13 protein-coding genes are annotated in these 18351 nt (G+C 54.1%); 1 reads left to right on the top strand and 12 read right to left on the bottom strand.

Annotated elements, in window-relative coordinates; all coding sequences use genetic code 11:
• Positions 1–509 precede the first annotated feature (509 nt).
• The 8 genes from LCM31_RS12310 to LCM31_RS12275 all read right to left on the bottom strand — a co-directional run bounded on the left by LCM31_RS12310 (position 510) and on the right by LCM31_RS12275 (position 12182).
• Positions 510–1403 (bottom strand): hypothetical protein, encoded by an 894-nt coding sequence (locus tag LCM31_RS12310; RefSeq protein ID WP_224870494.1) that lies wholly within the window; start codon positions 1401–1403, stop codon positions 510–512.
• Between the two features lie 564 nt (positions 1404–1967).
• Positions 1968–3791 carry an ATP-binding protein gene (locus tag LCM31_RS12305; RefSeq protein ID WP_224870492.1) on the bottom strand — a complete coding sequence of 608 codons (1824 nt, stop codon included), beginning with the start codon at positions 3789–3791 and terminating at the stop codon, positions 1968–1970.
• Positions 3788–4978 (bottom strand): SIR2 family NAD-dependent protein deacylase, encoded by a 1191-nt coding sequence (locus tag LCM31_RS12300; protein ID WP_224870490.1) that lies wholly within the window; start codon positions 4976–4978, stop codon positions 3788–3790. The genes LCM31_RS12305 and LCM31_RS12300 overlap by 4 nt, the downstream gene beginning before the upstream one ends.
• A 344-nt stretch (positions 4979–5322) precedes the next feature.
• The gene (gene prpF, locus LCM31_RS12295) at positions 5323–6519 is read right to left on the bottom strand and encodes a 2-methylaconitate cis-trans isomerase PrpF (protein ID WP_224870488.1); all 1197 of its coding nucleotides are present in this window, start codon (positions 6517–6519) and stop codon (positions 5323–5325) included.
• Positions 6516–9197 (bottom strand): Fe/S-dependent 2-methylisocitrate dehydratase AcnD, encoded by a 2682-nt coding sequence (gene acnD / locus LCM31_RS12290; RefSeq protein ID WP_224870486.1) that lies wholly within the window; start codon positions 9195–9197, stop codon positions 6516–6518. Before acnD ends, prpF begins: the two co-directional genes overlap by 4 nt.
• 166 nt (positions 9198–9363) lie before the next feature.
• Positions 9364–10488, bottom strand: a complete 1125-nt coding sequence (gene prpC, locus LCM31_RS12285; protein WP_224870484.1) for a bifunctional 2-methylcitrate synthase/citrate synthase — start codon at positions 10486–10488, stop codon at positions 9364–9366.
• Between the two features lie 74 nt (positions 10489–10562).
• Positions 10563–11441, bottom strand: a complete 879-nt coding sequence (prpB, locus tag LCM31_RS12280) for a methylisocitrate lyase (protein ID WP_224870483.1) — start codon at positions 11439–11441, stop codon at positions 10563–10565.
• A 42-nt stretch (positions 11442–11483) separates the two neighbouring features.
• Positions 11484–12182, bottom strand: a complete 699-nt coding sequence (locus LCM31_RS12275; protein ID WP_224870481.1) for a GntR family transcriptional regulator — start codon at positions 12180–12182, stop codon at positions 11484–11486.
• 435 nt (positions 12183–12617) lie between these two features.
• Between LCM31_RS12275 and LCM31_RS12270 the strand changes: the two genes are divergently transcribed.
• A complete protein-coding gene (locus LCM31_RS12270) occupies positions 12618–13151 on the top strand; it encodes a DUF2062 domain-containing protein (protein WP_224870479.1) in 534 nt (177 codons plus the stop codon).
• 70 nt (positions 13152–13221) lie between these two features.
• Here LCM31_RS12270 and LCM31_RS12265 read toward each other — a convergent pair whose 3' ends face one another.
• From LCM31_RS12265 to LCM31_RS12250, 4 genes are all read right to left on the bottom strand, one after another.
• Positions 13222–14490: a lipoprotein-releasing ABC transporter permease subunit gene (locus LCM31_RS12265; protein ID WP_224870477.1), complete on the bottom strand. Its 1269-nt coding sequence runs from the start codon at positions 14488–14490 to the stop codon at positions 13222–13224.
• Positions 14491–14514: 24 nt separating this feature from the next.
• On the bottom strand, positions 14515–15264 hold the full coding sequence (gene lolD, locus LCM31_RS12260) for a lipoprotein-releasing ABC transporter ATP-binding protein LolD (protein ID WP_224870475.1): 750 nt from the start codon (positions 15262–15264) through the stop codon (positions 14515–14517).
• 118 nt (positions 15265–15382) lie between these two features.
• Positions 15383–16624: a lipoprotein-releasing ABC transporter permease subunit gene (locus LCM31_RS12255; RefSeq protein WP_224870473.1), complete on the bottom strand. Its 1242-nt coding sequence runs from the start codon at positions 16622–16624 to the stop codon at positions 15383–15385.
• 86 nt (positions 16625–16710) lie between these two features.
• A complete protein-coding gene (locus LCM31_RS12250) occupies positions 16711–18342 on the bottom strand; it encodes an alpha/beta hydrolase (protein WP_224870471.1) in 1632 nt (543 codons plus the stop codon).
• Positions 18343–18351 lie beyond the last annotated feature (9 nt).

The raw sequence follows: 18351 nt of genomic DNA, 5'->3' as shown, positions 1-18351 counted from the left end.
ACGCGCCACTTGCGAGCAACTTGGCAAGCGCTGGGTGCACGGAATTCGTGAGTGCGAACGTCTCTTATCACTTCCTCCCGCAACACCTTAAACCCTAATCTCTCCCCCCGTTGAATTGCATCGCAGGTCAGCTGCGAGCGTACACTGCGTGTGCGGCCCACCCAACCATACGGAATGCGAGATAAAAAACACACGAGCCTGCCCTTCCAACAATGACTTCTTACGCGCAAGCAAAAATACTCGTAACGAACGCTTTGTGCTGTTAGGCACTATTTAATGGGTGTCCTTTTTATTGATTCTCTCCACCCTTTGAATTGCATCGCAGATCAGCTGCGAGCGTACACTGCGTGTGCGGCCCACCCGATCATACGGTATACGTGATAAAAACCACACGAGCCTGCCCTTCCCTTGCGCGCAAGCAAAAATACTCGTGACGGACGCTTTGTGCTGTTAGGCACTATTTGTGAGGCACTATTTGTGGGTGTCCTTTTTATTTCTTGCTATAAGTGTCACTTGATATCTTGATTGCTTAACTGAGCAGACAACCTCCTGAATAGTTCATCTTCATAATATGGCAAGAAGTCTGTATGCCTAGAGTAAGTAAAACCCTGGATATCGGAACTATGAGACAAGTAATGCATTTTGGCACTTTCACACATAACGCCAAAACACTTCTTGTTCATTCCTTCACTAAGCGGTCCAATATTTTCCCTTGTAAACTTGTTTGATACGCCTCTATGAATTTCTGTAGCTGCTGATGCCAAATCGGGCAAAAGGTCTTTTGTCTGGGGAAGCAAGTCCGTCACATTTATGGCTACTAAACCTTTGACTTTAGAGGTTCTAGCAAAATTAATTCTTTTAGCAATCTGCTTATTTGCCTTCTTTACATTTACCCCGATTTTTTTGATTGACTTTATGCGCTTACACTCCACAAAAAGCATACCTCCAGAAGCTAGATCAACAACTATGTCGCAAATACCTGTTAAGGATACTCGATAGCCTGCCTTTACAAATCGGCTGGCAGTAGTTAACTCAAATAGAAAATCTCTAGCCTGGTCATTCTCGCTGTTAGCTCGAAACTCGTGACCAGAGGCGACCTTCTTAATTTGGTCGTGAAATTCTTTTGAGTCTATACTCTTAAGTCCGTTGTAAGCCCTAATTATTTCATGCACTTCGACATAGGCATTATCAAAGCCCCTTTTGAAATTTATTAGCCCCTCCCTGTCTTTAGGAAATGACTTGTTACTTACCATAGACTGAAAGTCATGAAGATACTTCTTATAAATACCATACCTGTTCCGGGTGTATGAAAATCCTAGTTTGTCAAACCAATCGCAAACAACCTCATACATAGAAATAAGATCTTCGAACTTATGTTTGTAATTATTCGTCGTATCGTCCACAACCTTTCCAAAAACTTATAGCGCCTCAAGAGGGGTTCCAGTTACGGCTCCGCTTGTTTGACTTGTTAGCCTTGACTTCTTCTCGATGCTCATGAATCTTTTTGAATGCAAATAACTCAGCTTCTTTGTCTAGCTATCACCCTCAAACAAAATATAGCGCTGCCAATCATCAACCTCCAAAGATACGCCCTAGTCAATATCAGCCGAAACCGCAATTGCGAGCTTTCCTTAACGCCTTCAGAAATCAGAAAATTCATCGCAGATGCCTTTGCGAAGTAAGATAAAACGTAGTTACGTTCTGAAGCGTTCAAGGCTTGCGACCCAATAGCGGAAGACCAAGATAACCAGTCAGACTGACCCGTCTTGAGATATTCCTCACGAATCTCCTTAAAACCAAATCCATTAACTGGAATCTCTAGAACCTTTGCTCCAACAAATGGGGTCAGATCAACTTTTTGACACTAAATACCACAAATGGAAGCAACGTCACAAAGTTGATCTGACCCCAGTTATTACTTTCAACAACGTAGCATTATTAAAACTTTGATTGCCAACATTAATGAATTACTCGCCCGCGGCGCCACACCATCGATTTACAATTGCCATCAATTCACCCTCTTGGATCGCGCTATTCGACCACCCCCTTGCAAATTTAATATCGTTAGAATTAGGTAACTGTTCAGGCGGCAGCTCTCGGATTCGAATTCTACTTGGTAGTGCTGCGGCCTCACCAACGAATATTGCTTCTCGTCTGGTAAGGGCTGATAACATTTTGGTTAAACCGCTTAAGCTGTCTGGCAAAAACCTTGACACATGCTCTTGATCACTGGAATTCGACAATCTAAGAACAACCCAAGAGTTACATTGAGAAAGAACTGTACTTTCGACATCAGAAGGCCTTTGAGAAATAAGACCTAATCCTAACCCGTATTTTCTCCCTTCTTTTGCAATACGTCGAATAGCATCTTGAGCTTCTTTGTATTGAGCTTCGCCATGGTTCGGCACATAACGATGAGCCTCCTCACAGACAAATAGTACAGGATCCTTTTCCCTCTCATCCCGTGTTTGCCAGAGCTTGTATTGAAAGAGAAGACGAGATATCAACGCTGTCAATGGTCCGGCGACTTCATTTGGGAGCCCTGATATATCGATAATACGAATATCTTTCCCATCCGCTTCACCCACAAATTGTGACAATATTTCCTGTAGTTTAGGAGAAGAATCCTCAGCATACTCCTTCAGTAAAAAACTAAGCTGCGGGTTGGACCGAAGGACTTTGAGTTTTTTAAGTATGCTATCAACTTTATCCCGACCTGATGACGCCGCCAAGTTATCCTGTTTTCCCAACTTACGGCCTTGAACCTTATCTATGTGAGTCACAAACTGTGACAACTTAAATGGAACCGGCTTATCTCTATCAAAATTCAAGACCTTCTCTTCGGTTATGCCACCAATGAGCTCGGCTTCCGCCCCTCCATTTGGTTCTGTTCCGACATCCTGAACATACCCTGCCTCAAGCAACCTAGCGTAAGTAACTGCTTCATAAACAATATTATTTTGAGATGTAGCTTCGTGTTCAGTCTTGCCAATAATCAATGATCTCAATTCATCACTCGACATAAGCCAGTAAGGCAATTTCAAAAGCTCTGCCTCATCATCAGCTACAGAAGCATCATTATATGCTCGGTATACTTTTGCCCTATCACCAAAAGCACTCGCATATTCACCATGTGGATCAATCATTACAATTCTAGGCTTCAATTTTGTGCCTTCTGGCTCATGATCTAAAACAGAATGTAAAATTGAAGCTACTGTTCCAGATTTTCCCGAACCTGTAGACCCTAATATTGCAAAATGATGACCAAAGAGCTTATCAATATTTGCTCTGCATATTGCATTGTTACCGCCAATGTAATTACCTATGGGAACCATGGGATTCACTGCTTCATTTTGAGCATTCCATTCTGCAGCGCTATAAACAGCCTCCAATTCATTATTAAGGCAGATATAAGCACTCTGCAGAGGTAAGGGATAAGTTTCAACACCGCGGGAGAAATGAAGCTGAGCATCTTTGCTAGACCATATTCCCTGGCCAAACAAGTCGGCCTCTAAAATGCGAGCATCATCCGCACCATTTATTAGCTGACTACTGTCATCAGAAATCAACTCTGATCTCATTTTTAGAGATCGAACAAAAGCGAATAGTAGTTTTCTGCCAAAATGTACTTTAATGATACTACCCATTTGACCAACGGAATAAACTTCCCCATCAACGGCACGAATTAGTTCGTTCACATTGTCGTCAATTTCTATACGTAAATTATTGCCGGAAACCTCAATAATTTTACCTATCTTTAACTCCGTCCTTGCCTGGAAAACAGCACTCACGATGCGTCCCCTGTTTTTATGAAATCGGTTAGCCCATCAAAACGCCACCAATTATAATTATTAGCCTCAGGTTCAGCCAAAGGAGTTGTCGAATTATGATAAATACCCAACTCACCAGCGACATAAACTCTAGAACCAATCTTGGGACAGGAAAGCCAATCATCTAAGGTTTTATTAACAACAACATCATCTCTCTGCGCCTCCTGTATGAAAGCAATAACTGTCGTTTGATTAGACTCACTTCTTAACGCACTTTCTATTTCTGCATTAATATGGTCATCCCCAAAACTGTAGCCGCAGGTGATTAATGTATTTTGCTCGCCAGCCATCAGTGTTTTGCGCAACCCCAAAAATAAACTGGCAAATGGGTCTTTCTGCGTTTCTACATACTTTGTAGCTTGAGGGTAAATCATAATATTTGCAGGATCTGACAAATATTTAGTTCCATACCGAGCGCGCACCAAACCTAAATTATTGTCTCGATGCCAATCTATCGAACCATGCAGCTTATATAGATGATAGGTATTTGAATCTATAGCGGTATTTGAAAACTCCCTTTCGGCATTCCAAAAACCTACAGCGCCCCCTGAAAACCCATCACATACTACTTTTTTGTGTAGAGCTAATGCATCTTCTAACAATGTGTCGTAATTAGTAGTGAAGAATGTCGTCTTCGAGCGCCGCTCTAGATTAGACTGGTTAATCAATAGCGCTTCTATAAATTTAAAATGAGGTTCTATTTCAACAATTGGACTTTCTGCATTGCCAATCTCCTCTTCTATCCCACGCTCAACATTGGCAGCCACGTATCCATATCTGACAATTCCCCCGATAGCCTTAATAATTTCCAGATATAGATTTCTTAACTCCTCAGAAGTATATCTATTCGCACCAAGGTGTGCGGCTTTATCTTTAGAACGCTCAGAAATAGCGAGAAGATCACCCAAATGACTCAAGTAATGCTCAACATGGCAGTCGTCGGTTAGGTCCGCTTTTAAAGCAGCCAAAATCTCTTTTTCTTTTGCCTCTGAATCATCTTCTATAATTTTCTCAACGCGCTTAGTCAATGGATACATTAAAGGTATGTTCGAATCGAAACTTATTCCAGCCCCAAAAAGCCAATTTTGCCTGCTTTGTGAGGTTAAAAGCTGTTTTAAATTTTCTAATCTACTATCAAATTCTTCCATAATTTTCTCTTCGAGATTCTACCTATCGAGCACTCAATTAGTCGAAGGTGCGATTAGCTTTAACAGTTCATCCAAAAGACGCGTCGAAATTAATTTTTAATTGACAGCTCATGATCATATTAAGCCGTCCTTCAAAGTCAATAACCAAGAAGTATTTATCAATTGATAGACGACACGTCTCGTGATCTTGGGGACTGAACAAGAGCTTGGCTATTTACCGTACAAGCAATAGCCATTTGGAGATTTAGAAGATGAGTCAGGGAGGCTATCGCCTCCCCTGAGGCGCCATTACAAGAAAAAGTAACAGCGAATAGAGCAAACCAATAAATCTAGTGACCTTCGGCTCAGAAGGAATCACCGGGGACTCGCACCCACCCCTCCATCAAAATCCGCGCGCTGCGGCTCATAATGGCTTTGGTGGCAGTCCACTGCCCATTAACGATCTCCGCTTCCGCACCAACGCGAAGGGTTCCAGACGGATGCCCAAAGGTAACCGCATTGCGCTCCCCGCCCCCCGCGGCCAGATTGACCAGGGTGCCGGGAATGGCAGCGGCGGTGCCGATGGCAACGGCGGCGGTGCCCATCATGGCGTGGTGCAGTTTGCCCATGGAGAGTGCGCGCACCAGCAGGTCGATTTCACCCGCGTCCACCTGCTTGCCACTGGAGGCCGCGTAGCCCTTGGGTGCCGCGACGAACGCGACCTTGGGGGTATGCTGGCGAGCGGCTGCCTCTTCCACCTTGTCGATCAGGCCCATGGCCTTCGCACCATAAGCGCGAATCGTCTCGAACATGGCGAGGGCCTTGTCGGCACCGTTGATGGCTTCTTGCAACTCGGTACCCACGTACCCAATTTCGTCAGCGTTGACGAAGATGGTCGGGATACCGGCGTTGATCATGGTGGCCTTTAGCGTACCGACGCCGGGCACCTCTAAATCGTCTACTAGGTTGCCGGTGGGAAACATGGCCCCTTCCCCATCCGCCGGGTCCATGAATTCGATCTGCACTTCTGCGGCCGGGAAGGTGACGCCGTCCAGTTCGAAATCACCGGTCTCCTGCACTTCCCCATTGGTGATGGGTACGTGGGCGATGATGGTTTTCTTGATGTTGACCTGCCAGATGCGCACGGTGCAGATGCCGTTCTCTGGAACGCGCGCGGCATCCACAAAACCGCTGTTGATGGCGAAGGCACCGACGGCGGCGGTGAGGTTGCCGCAGTTGCCGGACCAGTCCACGAACGGCTTGTCGATGGAAACCTGGCCGAACAGGTAATCCACGTCGTGCTCCGGCTGTTCGCTCTTCGACAGGATGACGGTTTTGCTGGTGCTGGAGGTGGCTCCGCCCATGCCGTCGGTCTGCTTGCCGTAGGGATCGGGGCTGCCAATCACCCGCAGCAGCAGGTTGTCGCGCGCGGCACCCGGAACCTGTGCGGATTCCGGGAGGTCCTGCAGGCGAAAGAACACGCCCTTGCTGGTGCCGCCACGCATATAGGTGGCGGGCACTTTTATTTGTGGGGCACTCTTTTTGGGCTCGGGGCTGGTCATTGCGCGGCACCTTCGGCTTCGAGGAAGTCATTGGCGAAGCGCTGCAGTACACCGCCGGCATCATAAATGGAGACTTCTTCTGCGGTATCCAGGCGGCATTTCACCGGGACTTCCACGGTCTCACCGTCTTTACGATGGATCAGCAGCGTGAGGGTTGCGCCCGGGGTGCGGTCGCCGAGTACGTCGAAGGTTTCGGTACCGTCGATGCCCAGGGTCTCGCGGGTGGTGCCCGGCTGGAATTCCAGCGGCAGCACGCCCATGCCGATCAGGTTGGTGCGGTGAATACGCTCGAAGCCTTCTGCCACAATCGCTTCCACACCGGCGAGGCGCACGCCTTTGGCGGCCCAGTCGCGGGAGGAGCCCTGGCCGTAGTCGGCGCCGGCGATAATGATCAGCGGCTGCTTGCGGTCCATGTAGGTTTCGATGGCTTCCCACATGCGGGTGACCTTGCCTTCCGGCTCGATACGCGCAAGAGAGCCCTGCTTCACTGCACCGTTGTCGTCGCGCACCATTTCGTTCAGCAGTTTCGGGTTGGCGAAGGTGGCGCGCTGGGCGGTGAGGTGATCGCCCCTGTGAGTCGCGTACGAGTTGAAGTCCTCTTCCGGCAGGCCCATTTTCGCCAGGTATTCCCCGGCGGCACTGCTGGCGAGGATCGCGTTGGACGGCGACAGGTGGTCCGTGGTGATGTTGTCACCCAGCACGGCCAGCGGGCGCATGCCTTTGAGGCTGCGCTCACCGGCCAGTGCGCCTTCCCAGTACGGCGGGCGGCGGATGTAGGTGCTCTGCGGGCGCCAGTGGTACAGCGGCTCACCCTTCTCTGCTTCGGCCTTGTTCAGGTCGAACATCGGGATGTAGACCTCGCGGAACTGCTCGGGCTTCACGCTCTGCTTGACGATCGCGTCGATCTCTTCGTCGCTCGGCCAGATATCTTTCAGGGTGATGGGGTTGCCGTCTTTATCGTGGCCCAGTACATCCTTTTCGATATCGAAGCGGATGGTGCCGGCGATGGCATAGGCCACAACCAGTGGTGGTGAGGCCAGGAATGCCTGCTTGGCGTAGGGGTGGATGCGGCCATCGAAGTTGCGGTTACCGGACAGTACGGCGGTGGCGTAAAGGTCGCGATCGATGACTTCTTTCTGGATTTTTGGGTCCAGCGCGCCGCTCATGCCGTTACAGGTGGTACAGGCAAAGGCGACCACATCAAAGCCCTGCTGTTGCAGCTCTGGCAACAGGTCGGCTTCTTCCAGATACATTTTTACGGTTTTGGAACCGGGCGCGAGGGAGGTTTTTACCCAGGGCTTGCGGGTAAGGCCGAGTTTGTTGGCGTTACGCGCGATCAGGCCTGCGGCAATCATGTTGCGCGGGTTACTGGTGTTGGTACAGCTGGTAATGGCGGCGATGATGACGGCACCATCGGGCATTTCGCCTTCTTTCTCTTCCCATTTCTCTTTCCATCCTTCTTGGGCAATACCGCGGTTACCCAGTTCGGATACCGGCAGCAGTGCGTGCGGGTTGGATGGGCCGGCCAGGTTGCGGCCTACGGAGGAAAGGTCGAATTTGAGTACGCGCTCGTATTCGGCTTCTTTCAGGGTATCTGCCCAGAGGCCGGTTTCTTTTGCGAACTTTTCTACCAGCGCCACCTGCTCGTCGTCGCGGCCGGTGAGCTTGAGGTAGTCGATGGTTTGTTCATCGATGGCGAACATGCCGGCGGTGGCACCGTATTCCGGTGTCATGTTGGCGATGGTGGCGCGGTCGCCGAGGCTCAAGCTGGAGGCGCCTTCGCCGTAGAATTCGAGATAAGCTCCGACTACTCGCTCGCGGCGCAGGAATTCGGTCAGGGCCAGTACCATGTCGGTACCGGTAATGCCGGGCTGCAGTTTGCCGGTCAGCTCTACGCCGACGATGTCTGGCAGGCGCATGTAGGAGGCGCGGCCGAGCATCACGCTTTCTGCTTCGAGGCCACCCACGCCTACGGAGATTACGCCGAGGGCGTCGACCATTGGGGTGTGGCTGTCGGTACCGACGCAGGTATCCGGGAAGGCCACGCCGTTGCGTACCTGCACCACCGGAGACATTTTCTCCAGGTTGATCTGGTGCATGATGCCGTTGCCCGGCGGGATTACGTCGACATTTTCAAACGCGGTTTTGGTCCAGTTGATGAAGTGGAAGCGGTCTTCGTTACGGCGCTCTTCAACTTCGCGGTTTTTTTCAAACGCGTTCTTTTCAAAACCGGGGTGTTCGACGGCCAGGGAGTGGTCGACGATCAGCTGGGTGGGCACTACCGGGTTTACTTTGGCGGGGTCCCCACCCTTCTCTGCAATGGCGTCGCGCAGGCCGGCGAGGTCGACCAGTGCGGTTTGGCCGAGAATATCGTGGCAGACGACGCGCGCGGGGAACCAGGGGAAGTCGAGGTCGCGCTTGCGTTCGATAATCTGCTTGAGGGCGGCGGTGAGGTTTTCCGGCTCACAGCGGCGGACGAGGTTTTCTGCCAGGATACGGGAGGTATACGGCAGTTTTGCGTAGCTGCCCGGCTGGATGTTTTCGACGGCTTCGCGGGTGTCGAAATAATCTAGGTCGGTGCCGGGGAGGTTTTTGCGGAATTCGGTATTCATCTGAAAGGTCACGCGTTCGAGTCGTTGGGTGGCGGCAGTGCTGTCGGGTATCCCTCTACTGGACACGCCGAATACCCATCCCTGGGGGCTTGGCTGCGAGATCCCTCTCGCAGACAGTCCAGTAGAGGGATACCCGACATCAGTGCCTTCGCATCATATTGTGTAGGAACCTTTGAATAATGTAGCGAGCGGACGCCGCCAGGCGCCCGCGCAGTAGTTATTCAATGGTTCCTTAGCGCTCAGCGATCGGGGTAACTTTGCGCAGCTCTGGGCCTGTGTATTCCGCGCTTGGGCGGATGATGCGGTTGTCGGCGCGCTGTTCAAATACGTGCGCGGCCCAGCCGGTTACGCGGGACATTACGAAGATCGGGGTAAACAGCTTGGTGGGAATACCCATGAAGTGATACGCGGATGCGTGGAAGAAGTCGGCGTTACAGAACAGCTTCTTCTCGCGCCACATGACTTCTTCGCAGCGTACGGATACCGGATACAGTACGTCGTCGCCCACGTCGGCGGCGAGCTTTTCAGACCACAGCTTGATGATGCCGTTGCGCGGGTCGGATTCGGTGTATACCGCGTGGCCGAAGCCCATGATTTTTTCTTTGCGCTCGAGCATGCCCAGCAGTTCTTTTTCTGCTTCGTCGGCAGAAGAGAAACGCTCGATCAGTTCCATGGCTGCTTCGTTGGCGCCACCGTGCAGCGGGCCGCGCAGGGAGCCGATGGCGCCGGTGATGCAGCTGAACAGGTCGGACAAGGTAGAAGCACACACGCGTGCGGTGAAGGTGGACGCGTTGAATTCGTGCTCTGCGTACAGGATCAGGGATACGTTCATCACCTGTGCGTGCAGCTCATTGGGCTTTTCGCCGCGCAGCATGTGCAGGAAGTGACCGCCGATGGAATCGTCATCGGTTTCGGTTTCGATGCGCACGCCATCGTGGCTGAAGCGGTACCAGTAACAAATAATGGACGGGAACGCGGCCAGCAAGCGGTTGGCGCGGTCTTGTTGCTGGTCGAAGGACTCTTCGCCTTCGAGGTTACCCAGCATGGAGCAACCGGTACGCATGACGTCCATTGGGTGAGCGTCTGCGGGAATGCGCTCGAGTACTTCGCGCAGGGCCTGCGGCAGGCCGCGCATGGTTTTGAGTACGCCTTTGTAGTCTGCCAGCTGTGCACTGGTGGGCAGTTCTCCATTAAAAATTAGATAGGCGACTTCTTCGAACTCGCAGTTTTCTGCCAGGTCTTTTACATCGTAGCCACAGTACGTGAGGCCAGAACCGGATACACCAACGGTGGAAAGTGCAGTTTTACCGGCTACCTGACCACGCAGGCCTGCTCCGCCAACTTTTTTCTCTGCCATCTCTATTTCCCCTAGTTTTCCTGATTATTCGGTTAGATGAAATTTGGGTTACGTCGTTGTTGCTTGTTGTGTGCTTACTTCTTGAATAGCGCGTCGAGCTTGTCTTCAAACTCGTGGTAGTTCAGGTAGTCGTACAGTTCTGCGCGGGTCTGCATGGTGTCGACCACGGCCTGCTGGTCGCCATTTGCCAGAATGCTGCTGTACACATTCTCGGCCGCCTTGTTCATGGCGCGGAACGCAGACAGCGGGTACAGCACCATGTCGGCACCGGACTCACCCAGCTCCTGCTTGTTATATAGCTTGGTTTTACCGAACTCGGTGATGTTGGCGAGAATCGGTACGTTCAGCGCATCTTTGAACGCGCGGTAGTGTTCCAGTTCAGTTACCGCTTCGGCGAAGATGCCGTCGGCACCGGCTTCGATGCACGCCTGGGCGCGGTCGATGGCGGCTTCCAGGCCTTCCTGTGCGAACGAATCGGTACGCGCCATGATGAAGAAATCATCGTCGGTGCGTGCATCTACGGCAGCCTTGATGCGGTCGACCATTTCTTCTTTGGATACGATTTCTTTGTTCGGACGGTGGCCGCAGCGCTTCTGGGCAACCTGGTCTTCGATGTGCACGGCAGCCGCGCCGGCACGGATCATTTCTTTCACAGTGCGGGCAATATTGAAGGCGCCACCCCAGCCGGTGTCGATATCCACCAACAGCGGCAGGCTGGAGGCGGCGGTAATGCGACGCACGTCTTCCAGCACGTTATCCAGGCTGGTCATACCCAGGTCTGGCAGACCGTAGGAGGCATTGGCCACACCGGCGCCGGACAGGTAAATCGCCTTGTGGCCGATGCGCTCGGCCATGATGGCGGTGTAGGCATTGATGGTGCCGACAACCTGCAGTGGCTGGTTGTCGTTCAGTGCCTGGCGGAAACGTGCGCCGGCGGATTCAGGTCTGCTCATTAGGTTGCCCCTGTTCTCTTTTCTCTCAAGATTCGGTGTTAGCTAGGTATTAGATAGTTTCTTTGCGATATTGCTGCGGGATGCGCGGATATGCCGGCGCATCAGGATTTCTGCCAGTTCGCCGTCGCCGGCCTCAATGGCTTCAATAATGTGGCTGTGCTCGCGGAAGGCGCGGTGCGCGCGTGGGCTGGCCATACCCAGCTGATAGCGGTACATGCGCACGCGGTAATAGAGTTTGTTGCACAGGGTGTCGATCAGGAGTTCGTTGTTGGAGGCCTGCACGATGCGGAAGTGGAAATCGAAGTCCCCTTCCGGCTGGTAGTAGGCGGTGCCCGCCTGCAGTTCTTCCTGCTGTTGGTGGCGCTCCAGCATCTGGCGGAGTTCGGCGAGGTCGGCGTCTGAACGATTCTCGGCGGCCAGGCGGCAAGCCATGCCTTCCAGCGCTTCGCGCACGTCGTAGAGTTCCAGCAGGCCGCGGCCACTCAACTCCACCACACGGGCGCCAACATTCACCTTCCGCTCGATTAGCCCCAGGGAATCCAGCCGCATCAGTGCTTCGCGCAGGCTGCCACGGCTGGCGTCAAAGCGGCGAGCCAACTCCGGCTCGCTGATTTTGCTGCCAGCGGCCATGCGGCCTTCGACGATATCTTTGCGCAGGGAAAGAAACAGGCGGTCGGCCAGACTCTGCGTACCCTGCAGCGCTTTTTCGCCCGCTTTTGTCACCTGTTCCGTATTGGCCATTTTCTAACCCAATCTTTCCATCTGGTGTGTGCCTGCAATACTCGAAATCAAGATTGTCGACACTTTTTAGTGTGGGAAAGGATATTTGGCCAATTTTTTGCCGTCAAGGGCTAATTATGTCAACACATAGCCCAATATTGCTGACCACACGGTCATATCAGGTCAAAATAATGATATCTGGTTGAATAAGGACGGCACCCGGTCCCACGGGGCCTCAGGTTGCTTAGTTGCGGCGGTGCGTGGCCGGAATAGTAGTCTTGAAATAGCGATATGGGCATAATAGCGCCGCGCTGACTTGGTACGGGTTCAAAGAAATCCTGACAGGCCAATCTATTCTTAGAGTGTCGGCAAAATAGTATTGATGTACGCCCCATTTGCAGGTTGCCAAGCCGGCAATCCATACCGAATTCGAGAGCTTCGAGCAGAACAACATATATGCCTAAAAGTGTTATCAGGCGCTGGCTGCCAACTCCCGAACAGGTCCGCTCCAACAACGGCCTGAAGTTTCTCGGTACTCTGCTACACGACCCCAACCTTTTCCACCTGAACCGCCACTCGGTTTCCGTGGCTTTTGCGGTGGGAGTCTTTACCGCCTTCCTGCCGCTGCCCGGGCAGATGATTATCGCGGCGCTGCTGGCGCTGTGGTTTCGCTGCAACCTCCCTCTTTCCGTGGCCCTGGTCTGGATCAGTAACCCAGTCACCATGCCGGCGATTTTTTACAGCACCTATAAGCTGGGTGCCTGGATGCTCGGCACGCCGCCGGTGCAGTTTGAGATCGAGCTATCGTGGGAATGGCTTACACAAGAGGTAGGGAAAATCTGGCTGCCGCTGTTCTTCGGCTCACTGATTAGTGGAATTTTCTTTGCCACCATCGCCTACTTCGTCATGCAGGCAATCTGGCGCTGGCAGGTGGTGAAGCGTTGGAAAACGCGGCTGGCGCAGCGCAAGGCCCAGCTGGGAAACAGCTGAGCCAGCGCAAGATTCTGATTCGTAAGAACCCGTCGAAAGAACCGAGCCGAAAGGAAGAATACGCGGCAGCTTAGAAGTCTTGCCGCAGCGCAGCCGCTGGCTGCACCTTGCTCGCCTGATACGCCGGATACAAGGTTGCGATCAGGCTGAGCAGGAACCCTGCCCCCACCACCAGCGCCACATCACCCCACTGCAATTCAGACGGCAGGTAATCTACCGGGTAGACGTCCGATTTCAGAAATTGGATACCGAATAACGATTCCAGGCCAGCCACCGCATCGGTGACCACCAGCGAGCCAAGCACACCGAGTGCGCCTCCCACCAAGACGCCGATGAGGCCCACCAGTGCGCCCTGGCTGACAAACGTCAGCAGAATTTCGCGGGTGCTCGCGCCCATGGTGCGCAGAATGGCGATGTCGCCGTGCTTGTCGATCACCACCATTACCAGCGTGGACACCACGTTGAAAGCCGCAATCGCGATAATCAGAAAGACCAGCAGACTCACCAGATTACGGGACATCTGAATAGCCTGGTACAAATTGCCGTGGGTGCCGGTCCAGTCGTTGCCGTAATAGCCCTCTCCCGGCAGCTGTCGCAACAATTGCTGGAATATGGCGAATGAACCGAGCATATCCTCTACGCGCATCTGCACGCCGGCACCACCGGCGCCGCCGGCTAACGCTTTCGCCTGTTCCCAATCGACAATCGCCAGTGAGTGGTCGAGTGCGGTGCCGGAATGGAAAATATCCACCACTTTAAAGCCGGCGAGCTGGGCGGCACTGCGCCCTCCCCCAATGCTGTTGCCGCTCTGCGGCACGATGACGGAAAGCTGCTCGCCAACACTGATCTCGAGTTTGTCGGCGATGCCCTTGCCGAGAATAATGCCCGCCTCCACTGGGTCGCTGGTCAGCGCGGCGAAACTACCGGGCTGCAGGAAATCACCAATGGTGGAAACGTTCACGATGGTTTCTGGATTCACGCCCTGCACGAGTAACGGCGTTACATCCAAACCGTTTTTGGCCAGGCCATTGACCTGCCACACTTCGGCGGCGGCGGTGATACCCGGTGCAGCCGCGATTTCGTCGCGTACTGTGGTCCAGTCGATATCGGGGTTGGCGTTGTACACGGTGGCGTGCGGCATGATGCCGAGAATCCGTTCGCGCAATTCGCGGTCGAAGCCGTTCATGACCGACATCACGATGACCATCAGCGCGACACCGAGGATCAGGCCGATCATGGAAAGGCCGGAGATAAACGACACCAGCCCGGCGGAGTCTTCGTCACTGCGCTGGGCGCCGGCGTAACGCAGGCCAATAAACGCGGGTAAAGGTTTAAACATAGTGATTCCTAAGCAACCGCCACGTTATACGTGGTCGCCCTGTTGCCAGCCTTCCACCAGCTGCCCGTCAATCAAATGCAGGCAACGGTCAAGCGCGCCTGCGAGATCCGGATCGTGGGTAACAATAACAAAGCTGATACCCATCTCGTCGTTGAGGCGGTCCATCAGCTTGTGAATTTCCTGCGCGGTCGCGCGGTCCAGGTTACCGGTTGGCTCGTCCATCAGCACACAGGCCGGACGTGCAACCAAGGCGCGAGCAATGGCCACGCGCTGGCGCTCACCGCCAGACAGTTGCGCGGGCTTATGCGTGAGGCGCTCGCCCAAACCGACCGCCTCGAGCATTTCGGTTGCGGCCGCACGCGCTTCTGCCACCGACTGCTTGCCGATCAGCAAGGGCATGGCAACATTTTCCAGCGCGTTGAACTCGTTCAGCAGATGGTGAAACTGGTATACAAAACCCAGGCTGGAATTGCGCAGCCAGCCCCGCTCATTGGCATTGAGCTTGGCCAGGTTTTTGCCACCGACCCAGACTTCGCCAGAGGTCGGTGTATCCAGCCCGCCGAGGAGATTCAGCAGGGTCGACTTGCCTGAACCAGACGCACCGACAATCGCCAGGCGCTCGCCTTTCGGCACCTGCAACTCAACGTTGCGCAATACGTTCAATTCATTGGCACCCTGACGATAGGATTTCGTGAGCTGATGGCAGGCAAGCACCACTTCTTCGGCGGTGTGCGGGTGCGATTCTTCCGGATGTATTTCCACTTGGCTGTTCATTTTTACCGGTTCCGTTTGGCGGAGGCAAAATGTGCATCCGCCGGATGAAAAACTGAAAACTCTAATTATCGATCGAGTTGTTTATCGCGCTCTTTTTAAACGCTCTATTCATATCCACTTATTCGTAGCGCAGCGCTTCTGCCGGCTCGATTTGCGCGGCCCGCCACGCCGGGAACAAGGTCGCCAGCAGGCTCATAATAATGGCCGCACTCAATACCATTACCGCATCGCCGGTGCGAAATTCCGACGGTAGGAAGCTGACAAAAAACACCCGCGGATCGAAAATCTGTGCACCCACTAGCTGTTCAATCCACGAGACCAGATCGGTCAGGTTCAGCGCGATCAGCGTGCCCAACAGACCGCCGACCAGCGCACCAATAATACCGATGGCACTGCCCTGCACCACGAACACGGCCATGATCTGCCGCGAGGTCAACCCGAGGGTGCGCAGCACGGCAATGTCCGAGCGCTTATCGGCAACCATCAGCACCAGCGCGGAAACAATATTGAATGCAGCGACCGCGACGATGATCATCAGCATCAGGGTAACCACGGTTTTTTCCATTTTTACCGCCTGGAACAGGCTGCCCTGGGAGTGGCTCCAGTCCTCACCGGAGAAGCCTTCGCCCAGCGCACTGGCGTAGCCCTCTACCCGCCCGAGGGCATTGTTCATGTCATCAAACTTCAGCTGCAGCCCCTGCACTTTGCCCCGCATGCGCAGCAGGCGCGCGGCATCGTCCAGATGCATCAACGCCATGTTCTGATCGACCTGCGCCCCCACGGAGAAGACGCCGGCCACGGTAAAGCGTTTGGTGCGGGGAAAGATGCCGGCGGGTGTAATCACCACTTCTGGCAGGGTGAGAATGACGCTGTCACCGGGAATCACACCCAGCTGGCGGGCGAGAATCCGCCCAAGCACGATGTTGTAGCTGCGGGATTCGAGCGCATCCAGGCTGCCCATCATCATGTGCTCGCCCACCGCAGAGACTTCGCGCAAAGCCTGAGGGTCAACGCCCTGGAACTCCACGCCCTGGGATTGGTTGTTTGCGCCGAGCAAGGCGAAGCCGCGCACAAATGGGCTGGCCGCCTGCACATGCGGCTGCTGCTTGAGCTGATCCGCGACAGTGGGCCATTCCTGCAGGCCGTCTTCCTGCACGACAAAACCGTGGGGCACGACAGACAGAATGCGGGTTTTCAGCTCACGATCGAAGCCGTTCATCACCGATGTAACCACAATCAACGCCAATACTCCCAAAGCCATTCCCAACAGGGAGAAGCCATTGATAAAGGAGATGAACTGCTGACGTCGGCGGGCGGCCACGTAACGAAGGCCAATATAGAGGGGGACGGGTTTTATCATGACGGTGATTTAAGCGGAAAAACGCCAAGAAATCCAAGTATTTACATGCATAGTGCCGGGAGCATCACAGGCTTAGACGGCAAAGCTCAGCGAGGATTCCATTTCAGCAATTGTTTATTCAGTTTCTCGAGCTTGGCTTCGTCCCACCCCGGCGGCGCAATCAACGCGTGCCAGGCGCGCACATAGTCCGCCGGTGCATAGCTGTGGCCGAAACCCATGGGCGCGACCCCCGCATGCATGTCCATGGCGAGCTGCAGCATGGTCACAATCGGGTACCAGTTGAGGTCCGGGGAGACATCCCGTGCGCGCGGCTGTTTCATCCAGTCCGGCTCCCGGTAGGCCGCGGCCGGGTCAAAGAAGACAATCGGGTCACTGCCGTGTTGTAAATAGGCGATGCGGAAGTTGCCCCATTCCATCTTGCTGAGGTCGTAGCCCTCGTAATGGTTGCCAAAGCGCACCACTGCGCCCTCGCGGAATTGGGGCAGCCAGGCGGGCGAGCCCTCATCGCGTTCAGCGGTGACCATGCGCCAGGTATCACTGCGAAACGGCGGCCCGGTCCACAGTGCGCCGTGGAAGGGATCGTCAATAATATCGTAGAAGTCGAACGAGCGGTCGGAGTTCAGTGCACCGAGGCTCAACCCAAACAGGTACAACCTCGGGCGGCTTCCCTCCGGCAGCCCGCTCCAGTAGCGGTATACCTCCTCAAAGGCCGCCCTTGCGGTCTCCCGCCCATAGGCATCCTGCGTCATCAATGCGATGGGGCTCGGCAGGTAGGAATACTGGGCCGCGACGCTGGCGACATCCCCACCCAGCAGGTATTCGAGCGAGTTGATTGCGCCCGGGTCTACCCAGCCGGTACCGGTGGGCGTAATCAGCAGCAGGTAGCTGCGCTCGAAGCCCCCGACCCGCTTCAGCTCCTCCAACGCGAGCTTGGCCCTCTGCTCCGGAGTATTCGCGGCGTTCAGCCCCACATAGACACGGATCGGGTCTTTGGCGGTGCCGGTGACCTCGGCAATGTCTTTCGCTTTCGGGCGCAACGTGAGATAGCGCCGACCCTGGTGCCCCATGTCTTGCCAGCGCACCAGAGAATCCGGCCCGCCCGGGTCCAGCTTGCCGGTGGGCGCATCCATTTCCGGCGCCACGCGGGTATCCAGGCGCTGGTAGATGCGGTCCACCTGATGCAGTGCGGCGGTGAGCACCAGATTATTGAATACTGCCCAGAACAGGGCAAAGGCACCGCACAGCGCAAGAATAGTGGCGATTCGACGGGGAACCCGGCGCTGAAACTTGGTGGAGAGAAAGCGGAATAACCGCTTGAACAGCTTGGCGATCGCGAGCAAGAACGCAAACAACAGGATCGCCACGATGGCGATCACGAACGGCCGCACGGTGGGCGCGACCTCAAGCCCCATCAACTCGCGTACGGTGTTCTGCCAGTGGGCGGCCCGCCACAGGAACCCAAGCGCCAGCAATATGCTCAAGGCGCCAATTCCCCAGCGCAAACGGCCGCGCGCAGGCTCGGATACCGCGGGTAACTCCAGAAACTTCCACAGCCAGGTGAGAAGTACCCCTATGCCATAGCCCGCTGCGAGTGCAGCGCCGGAAATGACCCCCTGGGTGACACCTTCCCGCGGAATCAGTGAGGGTGTCAGCGACAGCGCAAAAAACGTTGTGCCGACTAGCAGACCACCTGTGCAGAGAAAATGCCCGAGCCGCATCCGTGACTG

The sequence above is a fragment of the Microbulbifer agarilyticus genome, from assembly GCF_020171345.1.
Taxonomy (GTDB): Bacteria; Pseudomonadota; Gammaproteobacteria; order Pseudomonadales; family Cellvibrionaceae; genus Microbulbifer; species Microbulbifer agarilyticus_D.
Note: the sequence above shows the minus strand (reverse complement) of the source record. Positions and strands in the feature narration are given on the sequence as shown.